Here is a 15,953-nt window from a genome sequence, read left to right as displayed (position 1 = left end):
TGTCGGCTGGTCGGCTTGTCGCGTGGAGTCGTGTGGTGTTGGGGCGGTCGGGTTGTTCGTCCCGCCCGGCACCCGTGTGGGTGGTGAGCCGGTGCTTCCCACCCAGGTCGTGACTTCCCGCGAAGGCGTCCATTGCCCCATCGGGCACCCTTGGCTTGCCGGTGAAGACGGGCCTGGCGCTTCACCCGGTGGGTCTCACTCGGTGCGTTGTTGGGGTGGGGGCGGTGTGGGTGGGTGGCAGGTGGCTCACCCGTCAATTGGGTGCCGGGCGGGCGATAGATGCAGGAACGGTCCGTACATCTGCCTGGAAAACTTGCCCGCCGATCAAGAATCGAGCTCGGCCCAAGCGATTCAGGGCGTAACGACGGTTGATGTTTGCAGCCGTCCCCGCTGGGCCATTCCGAACGGAGGCGACCTTTCTCGTCCGCACGGAATCGGATCAAGGAGAGTGGTGCAGAAATGGACGACCTGACGAACGCCAGGTGGATCAAGTCCTCACGCAGCGGCGACAACGGTGGCGAGTGTGTGGAGGTCGCCTCGTTGTCCGGCAAGGGTATGGCGATCCGTGACAGCAAGCGTCCGTACGGGCCGGTGTTGCGGTTCACCGCCGCTGAGTGGGATGCGTTTCGCACGAGCGTGAAGAACGGCGAGTTCGGCGGCCTGCCCGCCTGAACCTGGGCAAGCGATGCCGGGTGGACATGTCAGCAGGCCAACTGGATGCGCCTGCGGTGCCATGGTGCCGAGCGTGGGCTGGGCGCGCGGTATCAGCCGGCGTGCAGCCTGGTGATGAGCTGGTGCGCGACGTCCATGAACTGATCGCGCGAGGACGTCGTCGTCTGCAGGTCGACGAACGCCTCGTGGGCACCGGCCTCGGCGATGGCCAGCATGTAGTCACCGATTTGCTGCACGGTTCCGACGTACGGCACCTGGTCGTCGGGCGCGGGAGAATCGGTGATCATCGGATTGATGCGCACCACCATCCGCAGGGCCGAGGGATCCCGGTCGGCACGTGCCGCGCTCTGCAGCGCCACATCCCACAGGGAGGTCAGATAGGGCATGGGCAGTGGCACGCACAGCCAGCCGTCGGCTCGCCGGCCGATCCTCTCCAGAGCCGGGGGCGTGTAACCGGCGAGCAGGATCGGGGGGCGCGGGCGCTGGAAGGGCTTGAGGTCGATGTGCGACGGCGGCACGGTCCAGAGCGTGCCCTTGTGCTCGACCACCTCGCTGCCCCAGGCGGCCTCCATCACGTCGAGCGTCTCTTCGAGCCGGGCTCCCCTTCCCTGCCAGGGCACCCCGGTCGCGGTGTATTCGTCACGCAGCCATCCGAGGCCGATGCCGACGTCCAGCCGTCCGCGGCTGAGCAGGTCGAGCGAGGTCAGCATGCGGGCGAGCAGGACCGGCGGTTGCCACAACGCGTTGAGCGTGCTGGTTCCCAGCCGGACCTCCCGCGTGCTGACGGCGGCCAGCGTCAATGCGGTCAGCGGGTCGAAGAACGTCGAGAAGGCCGGGGGGATCGTGCCGTCTCCTCCCGGGTAGGGGTCGCTGGGTGCGAGCGGCACCATGATTCGATCACCCGCCCACAGGCTGTTGTAGCCCATGGCCTCCAGATCCGTGCTGGCCTGCCGGATGAAATCCGGGTCGGCGAAGGCGCCGTACTGCGGGACTGTGTATCCGATCTGCATGAGAGATTCCTTGGAACTTCGCCGTGGAAAGCCGGTCAGAAATGAGGTGCCTACCGCGTACGCATCTCACTCCCTGGACGCTCCCGGTCGAGCGTCCAGGGAGACGTTAGGCGGCACCCCTTGGATAGGACTTGGGCCTGGCTTGACCGGCCGCGATGCGACTATGGGGATCCCGGAGTGGGCCCGGGGGTCACCAGGTCGGGCAGCTCCACCGGCCGGGTCGACCTCCGCCTTGAAACCGCCGTCGAAGCGGAATGCCTGGTCCGAGGCCACGCCGATCGCGATTGCCAGGTCCCCCGCGAAGGGACTCACATCGTCACCGCAGCCCGCACCGCTGAAGCCTGAGTTCGTGCGAACTGCGTCTCTGGCGGTCCGTTCCAAGTGGAATACAAGATCATCCACCTAGCGTGAGCGGCGTGCGTGAAGTGATTGTCGCGGGTGTTCTGATCGCGGTCCTCAGCGGCTGCGCAGGTGGAGGCGGGGAACAGGTGATGGGTACGACCGGTGCCAGACAGGAGACGACAACGGGGCAGGAGACGACAACCGGGCAGGAGACCACGGCGGGGGTGGAGGCCGGGGTGCTCAAGGGCCGGGTCGTCGACGCGGCGGGCCGGCCCATCGCGGGCGCGGAGATCGTCGCCGACAACCAGTTCCTGCACAACAGCAATCTGGTCGTGATGACCGACGCGGACGGTCGCTACCGGGTGAGCACCAACGTCGCCACGGCCACGTTCCAGGTGTCCGGCACCGTGACCCGGCGCTTCGAGGGCCGCGTTTACACGATGCAGCTCACCCCCCACGACGACACGTCCTTCGCCGGTCCGACCGGCGCGGTTCGCGACTTCACCTGGCGGCTCACCGGCGAGAGGTCCGACGGGCTGGGCTTCTACGGAAGCCTGGTGCTCTTCAACATGGACGTCTGGGATCTGCCGAACCCGGATGACTACCTGCGCGAGGAGGACGTCACTCTCACCCTGACCCCCCAGGGACCGCTGATCGACGGGTCGGCCGGTGAGGTCATCACGCGGCGAGCCGAGCGCACCGCCGACGGACCCGGCCTGACGGACATCCCGATCGGCCGGTACCGGATCACCGCCGAGAGCCTCGGGCGCCCCCTCCGGATCCGGCTCCGCGACACCGGCGAGTACGCCGAGGCCGTCGTCACCGTTTTCGAGCGCTTCCTGACCACCTCCCACCGCATCGAACTCGACCTCAAGCCCTAGAAAGTTCTAGGACCGACGCCCGCAGGTCGAAGAGACGACCGCCGAACTCCGAAGCCCCTCGCTCGCCGGCGGAAACCGGCCTGACGCTTAGCCCGATGGTCCCCACTCGACGCGTTGCGGGGTTGCGGGCAGTGCGGGCGGGCAGCAGGCGGCCCACCCGTCAATCGGGTGCCGGGCGGGCGATCACCCAAGACTCCAGCGCATCCTGGTCGCACATTGGTCGGCATTTGAAGCCTTCATCTAGCAGAAAATGACGTGAGCGGTATCCTGCTTGCATGTTGCTCCCTACTGAGGGCAGGATCTGATGTTGATCGACTTCGCGGTGGCGAACTTCAGATCCATTCGGGACCGCCAAGAGCTGAGCATGGTCGCACTGGACAAGGACGAGTCGATCGCTCTCACCGAGATCCCGGGGGCTCATCTCAAGGCCCTGCCTGCCGTCGGTATCTTCGGGCCCAACGCCTCGGGCAAATCGAATATCCTTCATGCCCTAAATTTCATGATTCAGGCGGTTCGGCTGTCCCACCAGCGCTGGCTGCCGGGCCAGAAGATCAAGCGAAGCCCGTTCCTGCTCGACAGTGCTTCCAGGGGAGGGCCGACCACCTTCGAGGTGGACATTGTCGTCGATAACATCCATTATCAGTATGGATTCTCGTGTGACGACGACACGTTCCTGAGCGAGTGGCTTCATTCTTACCCGGAAGGCAGGGTGCGCAGGATATTCCACCGCACCGGCGACGATATCAAGTTCGGCCCGCACTTCTCCGGGCCACGCAAGTCCATCGCCCGGCTCGTGAGGCCGAACAGCCTGTTCCTGTCCGCCGCTGCGGCGAACAATCATGCGCAGCTTTCGCCCGTTTATGAGTGGTTCGGCCGAGACTGCCGTGTGGCGATCGAGGGGAACAACAGTGGCAGGCTCGAGGAGACGCTCCATCTTCTCGATCACGAGGTGTCCAGGCGAACGATCCTGCGGCTCATCGAATTCGCGGACTTCGGGATCAGGGATGTGCGAATATCTCGTCATGACGTCTCACCGGAAGAGGGACGACGGATCGCCGACGCGCTCCGGATACTTCAGGTCGATGAGATCGATATCGATCCAGCCGATATTCTGCTCAGGCCCGAGATCGAGCTCGTGCATGCCGTCGAGGACGGCGAGGGGGTTCTTCCGCTCGAGGTCGAGTCCTCGGGGACCCAGACGTGGCTGGAGTTCGTGGGCCCCGTCTTCACCACTCTTGTCTCCGGGGGCGTGCTGGTTGTGGACGAGATCGACGCGCGGCTTCATCCACTCCTCACGGGCCATCTCGTCAAACTCTTCCAAGATTCGGTGACGAATTCCAAAGGGGGCCAGCTTCTGTTCAACTCGCATGACGTCACCCTGCTCGGCCCGAACGCCCCCGCCCGGCTGAGGCGTGACCAGGTATGGCTGACGGAGAAGAACCGGGCGGGAGCGACCGTCCTTTATCCGCTGACTGAGTATCGTGTGCGAGATGGCTTGGACAACGTGGAGAGGTCCTATCTGAAGGGGCGCTACGGCGGCGTCCCGTTCATAGATGAAAGTCTCGTGTCCACGATTTCGGAGGCGTGACCTCTCGTATGGCGAAAAACAGGCTCAACCGCCATGCCGGTAAAAGGGAGCCGCTGGCCACGTTCTCCATCTATTGTGAAGGCCGGCTCACCGAGAGGAGATACTTCGAACAGGCGCGCGCGGCCCTGCGAAATACGGCCAAGAAGAAGAACGGACCTGACTACGCGGAGCTGGAAAACAGGTATGCAGCCGCTCGCGAGCGTGCGATACGTCTGGATCGCATCCATCAGGACAAGCCGTCCATAGTGGAAATGAACCCGAGCACATCCGTTTGGAGGCTCATCGACGCGTTGGCGGAGCATGATGTCCGTGTCTCGGGCGGGCAGAGATGACGATGGCCCGGCTCTACGAACAGCCCCAGGCCGGACCGCCGCCTTTGTCGCTGACGGAGTTCCGGCCAGGGGGATGTTCACCGCAGTGTGGACCGCATCTGGAGTGCCGCCACGCCGCCCCAGGCCATCCCGGTGATCGCGCCGATGGCCAGGGTCAGGGAGCCGGCGCGCCCACCTGACATCGCCCAGCCGTCGCCGAGGACGAAGATCAGACCGCTGAGCCGCGAGGCGGCGGCGAAGGCCGGGCGGCCGGCGCGGGAGTAGTGGCGACCCAGGACGAAGCAGGCGGCGATGAGCGCGGTGAACGCGATCGAGCCGCTGACCATGTGCATGAGGGCGTGCCAGCTCATCGAGGTCCCCTGGCCGAGCGGGGTGCCCACGGGAAAGCCGTCGCCCGGGTCCATGACGAAGACTCCGGCGGTCATCATCGTGACGCCGTTGACCAGGATCAGGCGGGGCGCCCACGTACCGCCGGGCGTGCCGCGCATGACGCGGCGGAAACCGACGGCTCCCGCGATCGTGAGCGCGCCGCTCACCAGGAAGTTGGCGATCTGGAGCCAGCCGAGGTCGCCGGTGCTCAGCATGCTCAGCGGGTGCCGGAGCACGTCGAAGCCCTCGCGGGTGAAGGCCTGCGCCAGAGACACGACCGAGAAGAGTACGGCCGCGCCGGCGGAGCAGGCGAGCAGGGTGCGCGTCCCGGGGGTCGCGGTGGTGGGGAGGGTGGTGCCGGACTGGACGGCGGTCATGGCTGCTTCCTCTCGTACGACGGTGATCCAGCGCCGTGTCCGTTTCGTACGACGGAGGTCCGTCGTGCTCGTTTCGGACGAACGGAGGCCCGTCGCCGTGTTCGTTCGTGCGACGGAGGTCCGTCGCCGTGTCGTTCGATACGCCGGTTCGCCCGGCCTCGCTGACGCGTCGAACGGGAAGGCCGGAACTCGACGCCGCTGTGCCGTCAACCCCCTGAGCTGCGAAGAGATGGAAGCCCTTCGCATTCCCTGTCACATCGCATTCCCTGTCACATGTAGGCTCACGACCTGGTCAGATGGCGTGGTGTCGATTCTCGCCGCGCCGGATCGACGCGTAGCCAGAGACCGGCGAAGGCCGTTCATCTGGCACCAGAAGGAGATACGGATATGCGATTCCTCATGACGACCAAGGCCGGCGACGCGGCGCCCCCGGACGAGCGGGTCTACGCCGAGATGGCCGCGTTCATCGAGGAGATGACCCGGGCGGGAGTGCTGCTCGCGACCGGCGGCCTGGACCCGGCGGGCACCCACGTCTCGGCATCGAGGGGCGAGATCACCGTCACCGACGGGCCGTTCACCGAGGCGAAGGAGGCGATCGTCAGCTTCGCGCTGATCGAGGCGCGCTCGAAGGAGGAGGCCATCGAGCTCACCCGGCGCTTCTGGAAGATCATCGGTGACGGTGAGGGTGACATCCAGCAGGTCTTCGGCCCCGAGGACTGATCGGGTGCTTGCGCGTCCGGCCGGGTGGGTGCTCTGATCGAGCACGTGACGTCCGGGGACGCCCACCGCGCGGTCGACGCGGTCTGGAGGATGGAGTCGGCGAGGGTCGTCGCCGGGCTCGTCCGGATGGTGGGCGATGTGGGGCAGGCCGAGGAGCTCGCGCAGGACGCGCTCCTCGCCGCCCTCGAACAGTGGCCGGAGTCGGGTGTCCCGGATAATCCGGGCGCCTGGCTCATGGCCGTCGCCAAGCGACGCGCCATCGACCGGCTGCGGCGAGACGAGCGGCTCGGCCGGGGGCACGAGCTGCTCGCCCACGAGCTCACCACGCGGCAGGACACCGCCGAGGACGACCTCGACGCGACCCTCGACGGCGAGGTGGGCGACGACGTCCTGCGCCTGATGTTCGTCTCGTGCCACCCGGCGCTGTCCGCCGAGTCCCGGGTGGCGCTGACGTTGCGGCTGCTCGGCGGCCTGCGCACCGAGGAGATCGCGCGCGCGTTCCTCGTATCAGAGCCGACCGTCGCACAACGCGTCGTCCGGGCCAAGCGCACCATCGCGACCCTCAAGATTCCCTTCGAGGTTCCCGAGGGGCCGGACCGGGCGGACCGTCTGTCGTCCGTCCTGGAAGTCGTCTACCTCATCTTCAACGAGGGGTACGCGGCGACCGCCGGCGACGGCTGGATGCGCAAGGATCTCTGCCACGAGGCCCTGCGCCTCGGCCGGCTGCTGGCCGGACTGGCGCCCGGCGAGGCCGAAGTGCACGGCCTGGTCGCGCTGATGGAGCTCCAGACCTCGCGGCTGGCCGCGCGGACGGGCCCGTCCGGGGAGCCCGTCGCGCTGCACGAGCAGAATCGCGGACGCTGGGACCAGCTTCACATCCGCCGGGGCTTCGCGGCCATGCTGCGCGCCAGGGAGTCCGGCGGTCCCCTCGGCCCGTACGTCCTGCAGGCCGCCATCGCCGCCTGCCACGCGCGGGCCCGCACGGCGGAGGACACCGACTGGGCGCAGATCGCCGCCCTCTACGAGACCCTCGCCCGGGTGCTGCCCACGCCGGTCGTGCAGCTCAACCGCGCCGTCGCGCTGGCCATGGCGCACGGCCCCGAGGCGGGACTGGCGCTCGCCGACACGCTGGTCACCGAACCGGCGCTCAAGGGCTACCACCGCCTGCCGAGCGTGCGCGGCGACCTGCTGGCCAGGCTCGGCCGCCACGCCGAGGCCAGGCGGGAGTTCGAACGCGCCGCGGCCCTCACCCTCAACCTGCCCGAACGCACGATCCTCCTGGAACGCGCCGCAGCCTGCGCCACCGCCGTCCGTACCGAGGCCAGGGGGACTGCGGCGACCGAGGGGATCGCGGCGGCTGTGAGGACTGCGCCGGGTACGGTCGTCACCCTGGCCGGGGCCGCGAGCGCCTTCCTCGCCCGTGACGACCTGGACGCCGCGACCGTCCGCTCGTACGGCCAGACCATGAGCAGGCTGCGCCGTGTCCTCGGGGACGACGTCCCGCTGGCGGACGTGACCGCCGAGCAGGTCGCCGAGGCCTTCATCGCCGCCTGGGGGACCGCCGCCGCCGCGACCTGGAACCGGCACCGCGGCGCCGTCCGCTCCTTCTCCACCTGGACCGCCACCCAGAGCCGCCCGTCCGGTGACCAGAGCCGCCCGTCCGGTGACCTGGCCGCCGCGATCGAGCGCAGGCCAGAGCCCCGGGGACGTACGCGTCCCATCGACCGGCGGCGTTTCGAGGAGCTGTGGCAACGGCCGGGCGTCGCCCCGCGCGAGCGTGCCCTGTGGACGCTGCTCTACGAGAGCGCGGCGGGTGTGGGCTCCGCGCTCGCGCTCAACGTGGAGGACCTCGACCTGGCCAGGATGCGCGGGAGGGTGTCCACCGGGCCGGGCTGGATCCACTGGCGGTCCGGCACCGCAGAGCTGCTCCCTCGCCTCATCGCGGGCCGCCGTCGCGGCCCCCTGTTCCTGTCGGACCGCAGGCCCGGCCCCGGGCGTCCCCCCGCCCCCGGCGATCTGTGCCCGGAGACCGGCCGCCGCAGGCTCTCGTACGAACGCGCGGAGTACCTGTTCAAGCAGGCCACGGGCCATACCCTCAACCAGCTCCGCGCCGGGGGGAGCGCGCCGCGTCAGGTCAGGTAGTGGAAGCCCGGCTTCGGGTGCATGAGGAAGTCGTGGTGGGAGATGGTCCAGGCATAGGCGCCGGCCATGCCGAACGCGATGATGTCGCCCACATTCACCGACATGGGCACTCTGCGCGCGAACACATCCTTGGGCGTGCAAAGCTGCCCGACAACCGTAACCGGCTCATCAGTAACCCCCCCGACCCGGGCGCCTTCAGCTCCGGTGACCCCAGTGCCGGTGACCCCGGCTCCGGTGGCTCCGGTGAGCCTCGTGCCCGTGCGGCCCGTGGGCAGTACGGCGAGGGGCTGGTCGTGGCCCTTCGCCACCGGGGTGCGCAGGTGGTGGGTGCCACCGGTGACCACGGCGAACACCTCGCCGTGTACGCGCTTCACGTCGAGCACGCGGGTGAGGTACCAGCCGCAGTAGGCGGTCAGCGCCCGCCCGGGCTCGATGCGCAGCGTCTCGCCCGGCTGCCGCAGCTCGGCGAGGCCCTCGCCGTAAGCCTCCCAGTCGAACCGCTCCTCGGGGTCGGTGTACGACACGGCCATCCCGCCGCCGAGATTGATCTCGGCCGCCTCCAGCTCGCGGCCGAAGGACAGCACGGCCTTGGCGAGGTCGAGCAGCTCGCCGGCCCGGAGCCCGCTGGCCAGGTGAGCGTGGACGCCGCGCAGCCGTACCCTGTTCTGGCCCCGGATCAGCTCCAGGCACTCGCTGACCCCGTCGGGGTCCATGCCGAACGGCGTCGCACCGCCGCCCATCGTGAGCGGCGCGCCCTCCACAGGGACGTCCAGGTTGACCCGCAGCAGCGCGTCCACCGGCCTGCCGATGTCGATGAGGCGGCGCAGCTCGCCCGGGCTCTCGACGTGCGTGCGATGGACGTCGAGAGCCAGCTCGGCGTCGGTCTTGCCCGGACCTCCCAGGGCGAGCCGGGCGTCCGGCAGCACCGAGCGCACGTGGGCGACCTCGCCGCTGGAGGACACCTCGTAGCCGTCGGCATAGGGGGCCAGCGCGTGCAACAGCGCCGGGTCGGGGTTGGCCTTGACCGCGTAGTACATCTCGACGCCGGGCAACGCCCGCCGCACGGCGGACGCGTGCCGGTCCAGGGCCGCCATGTCGTACACGTAGGCGGGCAGCGCGTCAGCGAGCCGAAGAGCCCGCTCCCGGACCCGATCAGGAACGATCACGCCCGCCCTCCCACGGAACCGCCGACGACGGGAACCATCGAGACAATCACAAGACCCCTCCTTCAACGGAACCGGCCACGGGGACGATCACGTGGGCCATCCTGCGAAAGGGTTGGCTACGGGGACGTACCCGGCGTCGCGGTCGGATGAGCGGGCCCACCGGGCCGACAGATTCGCCTTGGCGGGCAGGGGGACCCCGGCCAGCAGGTCGTCCAGGAGCAGCGGCCGGCCGTTCTCGTCGGCGTACCGGGCGACCCGTGCGCGCGTGTCGGCCCACAGCTCGCGAAGCAACTCGTCTTCGCCACGGGATGCCGCCGGCTCGGTGGTCGTTTCGCGGTGGACTTTCGCCGATCTTGCCACCGTGGCCGCGATCTCGGGGAGATGGTTCACCATGATGCAGTAGACCACGCGGTTCCAGCCGCGCGTGGCGTCATAGGTGGCTGCTGCCGCGACCAGATTGGGCAGGCCCGATAGGTCGTGGCGCCCGGCGACCAGCTTGGTGCCCTCCATATCCCGAAATATGGCTTCAACTGGCATGCCTGCGGGGTCGATGCCCACGAGCACGTTCTGCAGATGGGGTTCCAGCACCACGCCGTGCCGGAAGTACGCGTCCAGCACCGGCAGCGCGACGCGCTCGACGTACGCCCCCCACCAACCCACCGGATCCCGCCGCATCGCACCCACCGAGGCCCCCAGGACGTCTCCCGTTCCCGCTGCCTCACCTTCGCCCCCGGCCGCGCCTCGGATCCCATCGTCCGCGTCTCCGGTGCCCTGGCTCGTTCCTCCGATGCTCCCGGTCGGGTCTCCGGTGCCTCTGCCCGCGTGCCGGGTGCCATCGCCGAGTGCGGCCAGGGCCCCGGCCAGTACGGGTGTGACGCCCGGCCCGGTGACCTCCCATGGGCTGGAGCGGACGATCACTCCGAGGCCTTCGAGCAGGCGCGTGCCGAGCGACGCCGAACGGTATCCGGGCTCGGGAAGCCAGCCGGTCCCCGGGAAGCGCTCGGCCAGGTCGCCGAAGACCGGTTCCAGTCGCCTGGTCAGCTCGGCCGCCGCGGTCAGCTCGTACCAGGCGTTCTTCCGCACGCAGTTGGTGATCCGTACATCGATGCTGAACTTCAGGCATTTGCCGATGTGCGGCTCGTACACCGTCCGTACCGACGAGGTGGGGACCGCCGGCCGGGTGCTGTACCCGAGGTCCACGAGCCGGCCGTCCGCGAACGGGGCGGCCAGCTCCGCGCCGAGCAGTTCGAGCTGCCACGGGTGGGCGGGCAGCAGCGTGTACCCGGCGGGCGCGTGGCCGAGCCTGTCGAGGACCCCGGGATCGCCCCCGGACGCCACCAGGTCGTCCCGCACGCCGAGCAGCCGGAGCGGGAACGCGGCGTGCGCCTCCGGCGCGTACCGCACCCATGCCGAGCCTCCGCGGGACTTCGGCGAGGGATGGAACGGGTGCCCGAAGACCAGCGCCTGCTCCGAGGCCAGCCACGGGTCCTCAGGCGGCGTGGCGGACGCCCGCACGCGCAGCAGCGTCGCGACCGCCGCCCGGCTACCCCCCACCTGCCCGGCGAACTCCCCGTTGTACCCCGCGACGCCAACCGCGCCGGCGGGATCGTCCTGGCCCGCGAGCTCGGTCTCGACGAGGTGTACGAGGTGGTCTACGGACAGAAGGCGCCAGGAGCCGCGTTCCAGCCGTTCGGCCGGGCCGTCGAAGCGGAGCGCGAGGCCACCCGAGGTGGGCACGCGGATGAGGTTCGCCGCCAGGCGCAGCAGCAGGAAGGGCGCGGCGGCCCACACCTGGCCGCGCGGGCCCGCCACCTCGCGTACGCAGCAGCGAAGCAGGGCCGCCAGCGCGGCCTCCTCCGCGATCCCCCGCGCGACCTCCTCGGACACGCCCTTCGCCTCGGAAACTCCCTCCACCAGACCGGAAGATCCGCGGGCGGGGGAGCCGAGGCTGGGGGAGTCGAGCGCGACGCCGTTCATTGGTTCGCCTCTCTGCGAGGATGGCGGCGCAGGTAGTTCGGGCCGCTGGTGCCGTAGTGCTTGTTGATGTCGGCGGCGCCGATGCGCGCCCGGTCCACCAGGGTTCCCGCGCTGACCATGGACTTGCCGACCAGCCGCGCGGCGTCGAGCGTCCGGGCCCGCAGCAGCCGGGCCATCGGATGGCCGCCGTACGGGGCGAGGGCGCCTTCGAGGGCCTCGGCGACCAGCTCGCCGTGGCCGGCGCCGAACGCGATCGCGGCGGCGGCCAGGTGCAGGGTGATCGTCACGAACACGTCCGCGAGGGCGTGCGGGTCATCGGTCAGCAGGCGCCGGTCGGCGAAGTCCGGTACGGACAGGCCCGCCGCGAGCAGCCGGTCCGGCGAGGCGAGCAGCCCGTCGTTGTCCTTGACCAGCAACCGCGTCGTCCCGTCGCCGAAGACCAGGGAGAGGTTCTGCTGGTGCGCCTCCAGTGCGACGCCGTAGGTCACGAACAGCCTGACGTTCCACGCGAACAGCACGCGGAGGTAGCCGGCGAGCAACGCGCCGACGTTCCCCTCGCAATGCCGTCCGGCCAGGGCATCGAGCACCCGAGACCCTGGCCGTGCGGGGGATGGGGCGAGCAGGGCGGCGACCGAGACGATCTCTCCGGGGGGTAGGCGGCGGACCATCCAGCCGAGGTGCTCGTGGCCGGCGTGGGCGTAGGTCTGCTCGTCGGCGAGGAGCACGTCGAGGTCGGGCTCCCTGAGGAGCACCTCACGCAGCAGCCGCTCCGCCCGCGCGCCGTCGCCCAGGGTGCCCGGTCTGATGGACCTGCGGTTGCGCGCTCCGAGGGTGCTGGTGGCCAGGGGCAGTTTGAGATGCGTCCGGGCGTCCACCTCGACGGTGCGCATCGACAGCGTGGGCCGCACCACGAGGTACGGCTCGTCGTGGACGACCACGCCGGGTATGTCCCGCACCGCGTGCAGCGTCAAGGGGTGCACGGGGAACGGTACGTACGAGGGGTCCGCGGCGGCGGGCCACCAGGGGGGAAGGTCCCCCGAACGGGTCACCCGCTCGATCGGCACCGCCGCCCAGCGGAGCGCGAAGCTCGGCGCGAACTCCGGGGCGTAGGCCGTCACCTCCGCGTCCGAGAGGCCGAGCCGGGACCGCGACGTCGGATACACCGGATGATCGGCGAACGCCCCGAGCGTCTCGTACGCCACGGTCGAACAGGCCCCCACCCCCGCTGAACCTGTGGAAGGGAGCGCCGGTTCGTGGTGGAGGCGGGTGAGCACCTGCGCTCGGTGGGCGTCGTGCAGTTCGTACGCGCGCAGGGCCGCGCGGCACTCCTCGGTGAAGGCGGCCACCCCTCCCGCGTCGGCAGGGTCGGCGATCCCGGCGAGCGTCCCCAGCACCTCGTCCAGCGTCAGCGACTCATCACCCGCGACCACGAAGTCCTGATACAGCCGGCCGGGCGAGAGCCGTACCCGCCGTCCCGTGGGCAGCACGAGCTGGACGCCGTCCTTGGTGCGGGTCATGCGCACGGCCAGCCCGCCGTAGTCCTCCCGGAGCAGGGCGTCCAGCACGCGCGCCGCGAGGTACGACTCGGCGGTGTCCCCACCGCCCCCCGGAGCCGCGGCGGCGTCGTCGCACTCGACGGTGGCGGGGGTCATTCGACCACCCAGGGGGAGCGGGCGCGGAAGGCGTCGATCGCTCGGTTCACGGCGTTCTCGTCCGGGCCGACGGCGCGGACGATGCCGAGGTAGTCGCGGTTGGTGTGGGTCGGCTCGACGGTCTCTCCCACCGGCCGAAGTGGCCGGTGGCGGAGCCGTACGCCGTCGATGGTCTCCGCCACGTCTCCGGGAGCCTCCTTGATGGTTCCTGACCGTCCGGCGATCAGACTCACGGCCGCACCGTGCGCGGGGGTGTGCGGGGGCGTGGTGGCGGGCTCGCCCAGGTGGACGCGGAGGATCCACTCGAAGAGCGGCACTCCGAGCAACTCGGCGAGCAGGAAGTCGCACGTGTCGCCGATGACCCGGTAGTTGACCTCCACGATGCGCGGACCCCGCGCGGTGAGGACGTACTCGGTGTGGCAGGCGCCGAAGCCGACGCCGATCGCGGCGAGAGCCCGCAGGACGTGCTCCCGCGACGCGGGGTCCGGGGGACGCCAGTCGAGCCGTTCCTCCACGAAGTGCGGCAGCGGCCCCAGAGTGGTGCGGAACCCGCCGAGAACGTGCAGGGCGCGGCCGTCGCCCAGCGTTTCGAGCGTGTGCAGCGGCCCTTCGAGGTACTCCTCGGCGACCAGCGTCGCGCCGGGCCGCCGGGCGCGTATGCCTTCCACGACCCGGGCCAGCTCCCCGCCGTCCCCGGCCAGGACGACGTCCTCGCTGGCCACCCCCTCGCGCGGCTTGACCACCACCGGGTACGGCAGGTCCCCGGGCACCGGGTCACCGGGCGCCAGCCGTACGGACCGGACCGTCTCCACCCCGGCGGCGGCGAGCCTGTCGCGCATGAGCGCCTTGTTCTTGGCGGTCAGGCAGGCGCGCCAGTCCTTGGCGGGAAGCCCGAAATAGCCGGCGGCCAGCGCGGTCTCGGGCTGGATGTGGTCGGAGTTGGAGAAGATCGCCTCGGGCCGGTGGTGGCGGGCGATCGTGTCGATCACCGAGCGGGCGTCGCGGACGTCGGCGCGCAGCGCCTCCACGCCGGGAAAACGCTCCGGTTGGTCGGTGAGCAGCGTCACCTCGCATCCCAGCGCGCGGGCCGCGGGAAGGAATCCACCGGTGACCGAGTCGGTCGGATTGAGCGCGGTGAGGTACAGCCGCACGCAGGGCACCCCCGGATCAGGTAAGGCTAACCTAACCAGCGCATCCTAGCCGTACGGAGATCAGCCTGCTGCCCGACATGCTAATCACGATAAAAGTCCGTGTTGTCGTTGGTGGGGCAGGCATTTCGGTCGGTCCTCTGGAGCGGCATAGGATGGGCAGTCTGCTGGGAGGAGGCGCACGTGGAGGAGATCTCGCAAGAGGGGCTGCTCGGGCCCTTGCTTCTGGCGCGAGGGGGGGTCGACAGGTCCGCCCTTCATCGAAACGACGAGGCCTGGCTGAAGTCCGCCTGGGCCGACCCCGGCACCCGCGTCCTGCTCATCAACGACGGCAACACGCTGATCCGCCGCCACAACGGCACGGCCGAGCTGGTGTTCCTCGCCCCGCACCAGGCCCCCGCGGGCGAGCGCTACCTCCTTGGCGTCGACCCGCAGGGCGTCGCCTACTTCGCCGTCGCGGTCGAGGCCCCGCTGCCCCTCCCCGCTCCGCTGCCGCTGCCCGAGGGCACCGAGGTCGCCGGGGCGATCCAGGACGTCCCCGACTGGGCCGACGTCGCCTCCGAGGGGCTGCGCAAGGCGGGGGCCGCGCTCGGAGACCGCGACGCCGGGCTGCTGGTCAACGCCGTCGCCCTGGAGGCGTGGCACGCCACCCACGACCACTGCCCGAGGTGCGGCAGCCCCACGACCGTCATCGCCGGCGGTCACATGCGGGTCTGCCCAGAGGACGGCAGCCAGCACTTCCCCCGGGTCGACCCCGCCGTCATCATGCTGGTCCACGACGGCCGCGACCGCTGCCTTCTCGCCCGAGGCCCGCAGTGGCCCGAGGGACGGTTCTCGGTCCTCGCGGGGTTCGTGGAGCCCGGCGAGTCGCTGGAGCAGGCCGTCGCGCGCGAGGTGTTCGAGGAGGTGGGGGTCACCGTCACCGCTCCCCGCTACATGGGAAGCCAGCCGTGGCCCTTCCCGCGCAGCCTGATGCTCGGCTTCTTCGCGCAGGCCACCACCACGAAGATCATCTGTGATCCCGAGGAGATCGCCGAGGCGTTCTGGGTCACCCGTGCCGAGCTGGGCGCCGCCGTGGAGAACGGCGAGCTGCGGCTCCCGCCCGGCGTCTCCATCGCCCGCCGCCTCATCGAGACCTGGTACGGCTCGTACCTGTCCGGCGACTGGTGACGCCCCCGCCGGTGAGCGTCCCGGCGAGTGGGCACGGCCGTACGCGCCTCCCGCGCATGTCACCCGCGCGAGCCGGTACGGCCGTACGCGCTGCCCCGTGAACGTCGAACGGCGACCGGGGAGAACCCCGATCGCCGGTGATCTTGCCGTGGCCGCGTCAGGCCTGGGCCCGTGCGAGCAGACCCTTCAACTGGATGACGGAGGGATTGGTGAGTGCGGTGCCGTCTTCGAGCACGACGGTGGGGACCACCTGGTTCCCGCCGTTGACGCTCATGACGAACTTCGCCGCGTCGGGGTTGGCCTCGATGTCGATCTCCTGGTAGGAGATGCCTTCGCGCGCCAGCTGGCTCTTCAGCCGCTTGCACGGACCGCACCAGCTGGTGGTGTAGACCTTGAGCGCCATAGCG

The 15,953-nt window shown here is 70.0% G+C and carries 13 protein-coding genes and 1 pseudogene; 7 read left to right on the top strand and 7 right to left on the bottom strand.

The features are described from left to right. The first annotated feature begins 459 nt into the window (after nucleotides 1-459). Nucleotides 460-672 carry a DUF397 domain-containing protein gene (locus tag OG589_RS31190; protein WP_405141524.1) on the top strand — a complete coding sequence of 71 codons (213 nt, stop codon included), beginning with the start codon at nucleotides 460-462 and terminating at the stop codon, nucleotides 670-672. A gap of 92 nt (nucleotides 673-764) precedes the next feature. On the opposite strand, the gene OG589_RS31185 is transcribed toward OG589_RS31190, so the two are convergent. Further along, entirely contained in the window at nucleotides 765-1,682 is a 918-nt protein-coding gene (locus OG589_RS31185) for a TIGR03619 family F420-dependent LLM class oxidoreductase (protein WP_405141523.1), read from the bottom strand. 416 nt (nucleotides 1,683-2,098) lie between these two features. Here OG589_RS31185 and OG589_RS31180 point away from each other — a divergent pair, with 416 nt between their 5' ends. The 3 genes from OG589_RS31180 to OG589_RS31170 all read left to right on the top strand — a co-directional run bounded on the left by OG589_RS31180 (nucleotide 2,099) and on the right by OG589_RS31170 (nucleotide 4,825). Further along, nucleotides 2,099-2,905 carry a carboxypeptidase-like regulatory domain-containing protein gene (locus OG589_RS31180; RefSeq protein ID WP_405141522.1) on the top strand — a complete coding sequence of 269 codons (807 nt, stop codon included), beginning with the start codon at nucleotides 2,099-2,101 and terminating at the stop codon, nucleotides 2,903-2,905. A 304-nt stretch (nucleotides 2,906-3,209) separates the two neighbouring features. Beyond that, nucleotides 3,210-4,493 carry an ATP/GTP-binding protein gene (locus OG589_RS31175; protein WP_405141521.1) on the top strand — a complete coding sequence of 428 codons (1,284 nt, stop codon included), beginning with the start codon at nucleotides 3,210-3,212 and terminating at the stop codon, nucleotides 4,491-4,493. Beyond that, entirely contained in the window at nucleotides 4,490-4,825 is a 336-nt protein-coding gene (locus OG589_RS31170; RefSeq protein WP_405141520.1) for a hypothetical protein, read from the top strand. Before OG589_RS31175 ends, OG589_RS31170 begins: the two co-directional genes overlap by 4 nt. 77 nt (nucleotides 4,826-4,902) lie before the next feature. On the opposite strand, the gene OG589_RS31165 is transcribed toward OG589_RS31170, so the two are convergent. Next, complete coding sequence (locus OG589_RS31165; protein WP_405141518.1) at nucleotides 4,903-5,571, bottom strand: DUF998 domain-containing protein; 669 nt, start codon at nucleotides 5,569-5,571, stop codon at nucleotides 4,903-4,905. Between the two features lie 387 nt (nucleotides 5,572-5,958). Between OG589_RS31165 and OG589_RS31160 the strand changes: the two genes are divergently transcribed. Both OG589_RS31160 and OG589_RS31155 read left to right on the top strand, forming a co-directional pair. Continuing rightward, nucleotides 5,959-6,291: a YciI family protein gene (locus OG589_RS31160; protein ID WP_405141516.1), complete on the top strand. Its 333-nt coding sequence runs from the start codon at nucleotides 5,959-5,961 to the stop codon at nucleotides 6,289-6,291. A 45-nt stretch (nucleotides 6,292-6,336) separates the two neighbouring features. Next, nucleotides 6,337-7,590 (top strand): annotated as a pseudogene (locus OG589_RS31155) (RNA polymerase sigma factor); the annotation flags it as partial. Between the two features lie 830 nt (nucleotides 7,591-8,420). On the opposite strand, the gene OG589_RS31150 reads toward OG589_RS31155, so the two are convergent. The 4 genes from OG589_RS31150 to OG589_RS31135 form a co-directional block, all read right to left on the bottom strand. After that, nucleotides 8,421-9,599, bottom strand: coding sequence for an alanine racemase (locus tag OG589_RS31150; RefSeq protein ID WP_405141515.1), 1,179 nt, complete (start codon nucleotides 9,597-9,599; stop codon nucleotides 8,421-8,423). An 87-nt stretch (nucleotides 9,600-9,686) separates the two neighbouring features. Then, nucleotides 9,687-11,576, bottom strand: a complete 1,890-nt coding sequence (locus OG589_RS31145) for an IucA/IucC family protein (RefSeq protein ID WP_405141514.1) — start codon at nucleotides 11,574-11,576, stop codon at nucleotides 9,687-9,689. After that, on the bottom strand, nucleotides 11,573-13,228 hold the full coding sequence (locus OG589_RS31140; RefSeq protein ID WP_405141512.1) for an IucA/IucC family protein: 1,656 nt from the start codon (nucleotides 13,226-13,228) through the stop codon (nucleotides 11,573-11,575). Before OG589_RS31140 ends, OG589_RS31145 begins: the two co-directional genes overlap by 4 nt. Next, nucleotides 13,225-14,379, bottom strand: a complete 1,155-nt coding sequence (locus tag OG589_RS31135; RefSeq protein ID WP_405141510.1) for a siderophore biosynthesis protein — start codon at nucleotides 14,377-14,379, stop codon at nucleotides 13,225-13,227. Before OG589_RS31135 ends, OG589_RS31140 begins: the two co-directional genes overlap by 4 nt. Before the next feature lie 180 nt (nucleotides 14,380-14,559). Between OG589_RS31135 and nudC the strand changes: the two genes are divergently transcribed. After that, complete coding sequence (gene nudC, locus OG589_RS31130) at nucleotides 14,560-15,546, top strand: NAD(+) diphosphatase (RefSeq protein WP_405141508.1); 987 nt, start codon at nucleotides 14,560-14,562, stop codon at nucleotides 15,544-15,546. 157 nt (nucleotides 15,547-15,703) lie between these two features. Here the strand turns inward: nudC and OG589_RS31125 are convergent, their stop codons facing one another. Next, on the bottom strand, nucleotides 15,704-15,949 hold the full coding sequence (locus tag OG589_RS31125) for a mycoredoxin (RefSeq protein ID WP_405141507.1): 246 nt from the start codon (nucleotides 15,947-15,949) through the stop codon (nucleotides 15,704-15,706). Nucleotides 15,950-15,953 lie beyond the last annotated feature (4 nt).

Source organism: Sphaerisporangium sp. NBC_01403 (genome assembly GCF_045040145.1).
GTDB lineage: Bacteria > Actinomycetota > Actinomycetes > Streptosporangiales > Streptosporangiaceae > Sphaerisporangium > Sphaerisporangium viridialbum.
The sequence above is the reverse complement of the archived record's forward strand: the minus strand, read 5'-3'. Positions and strand labels throughout refer to the sequence as shown.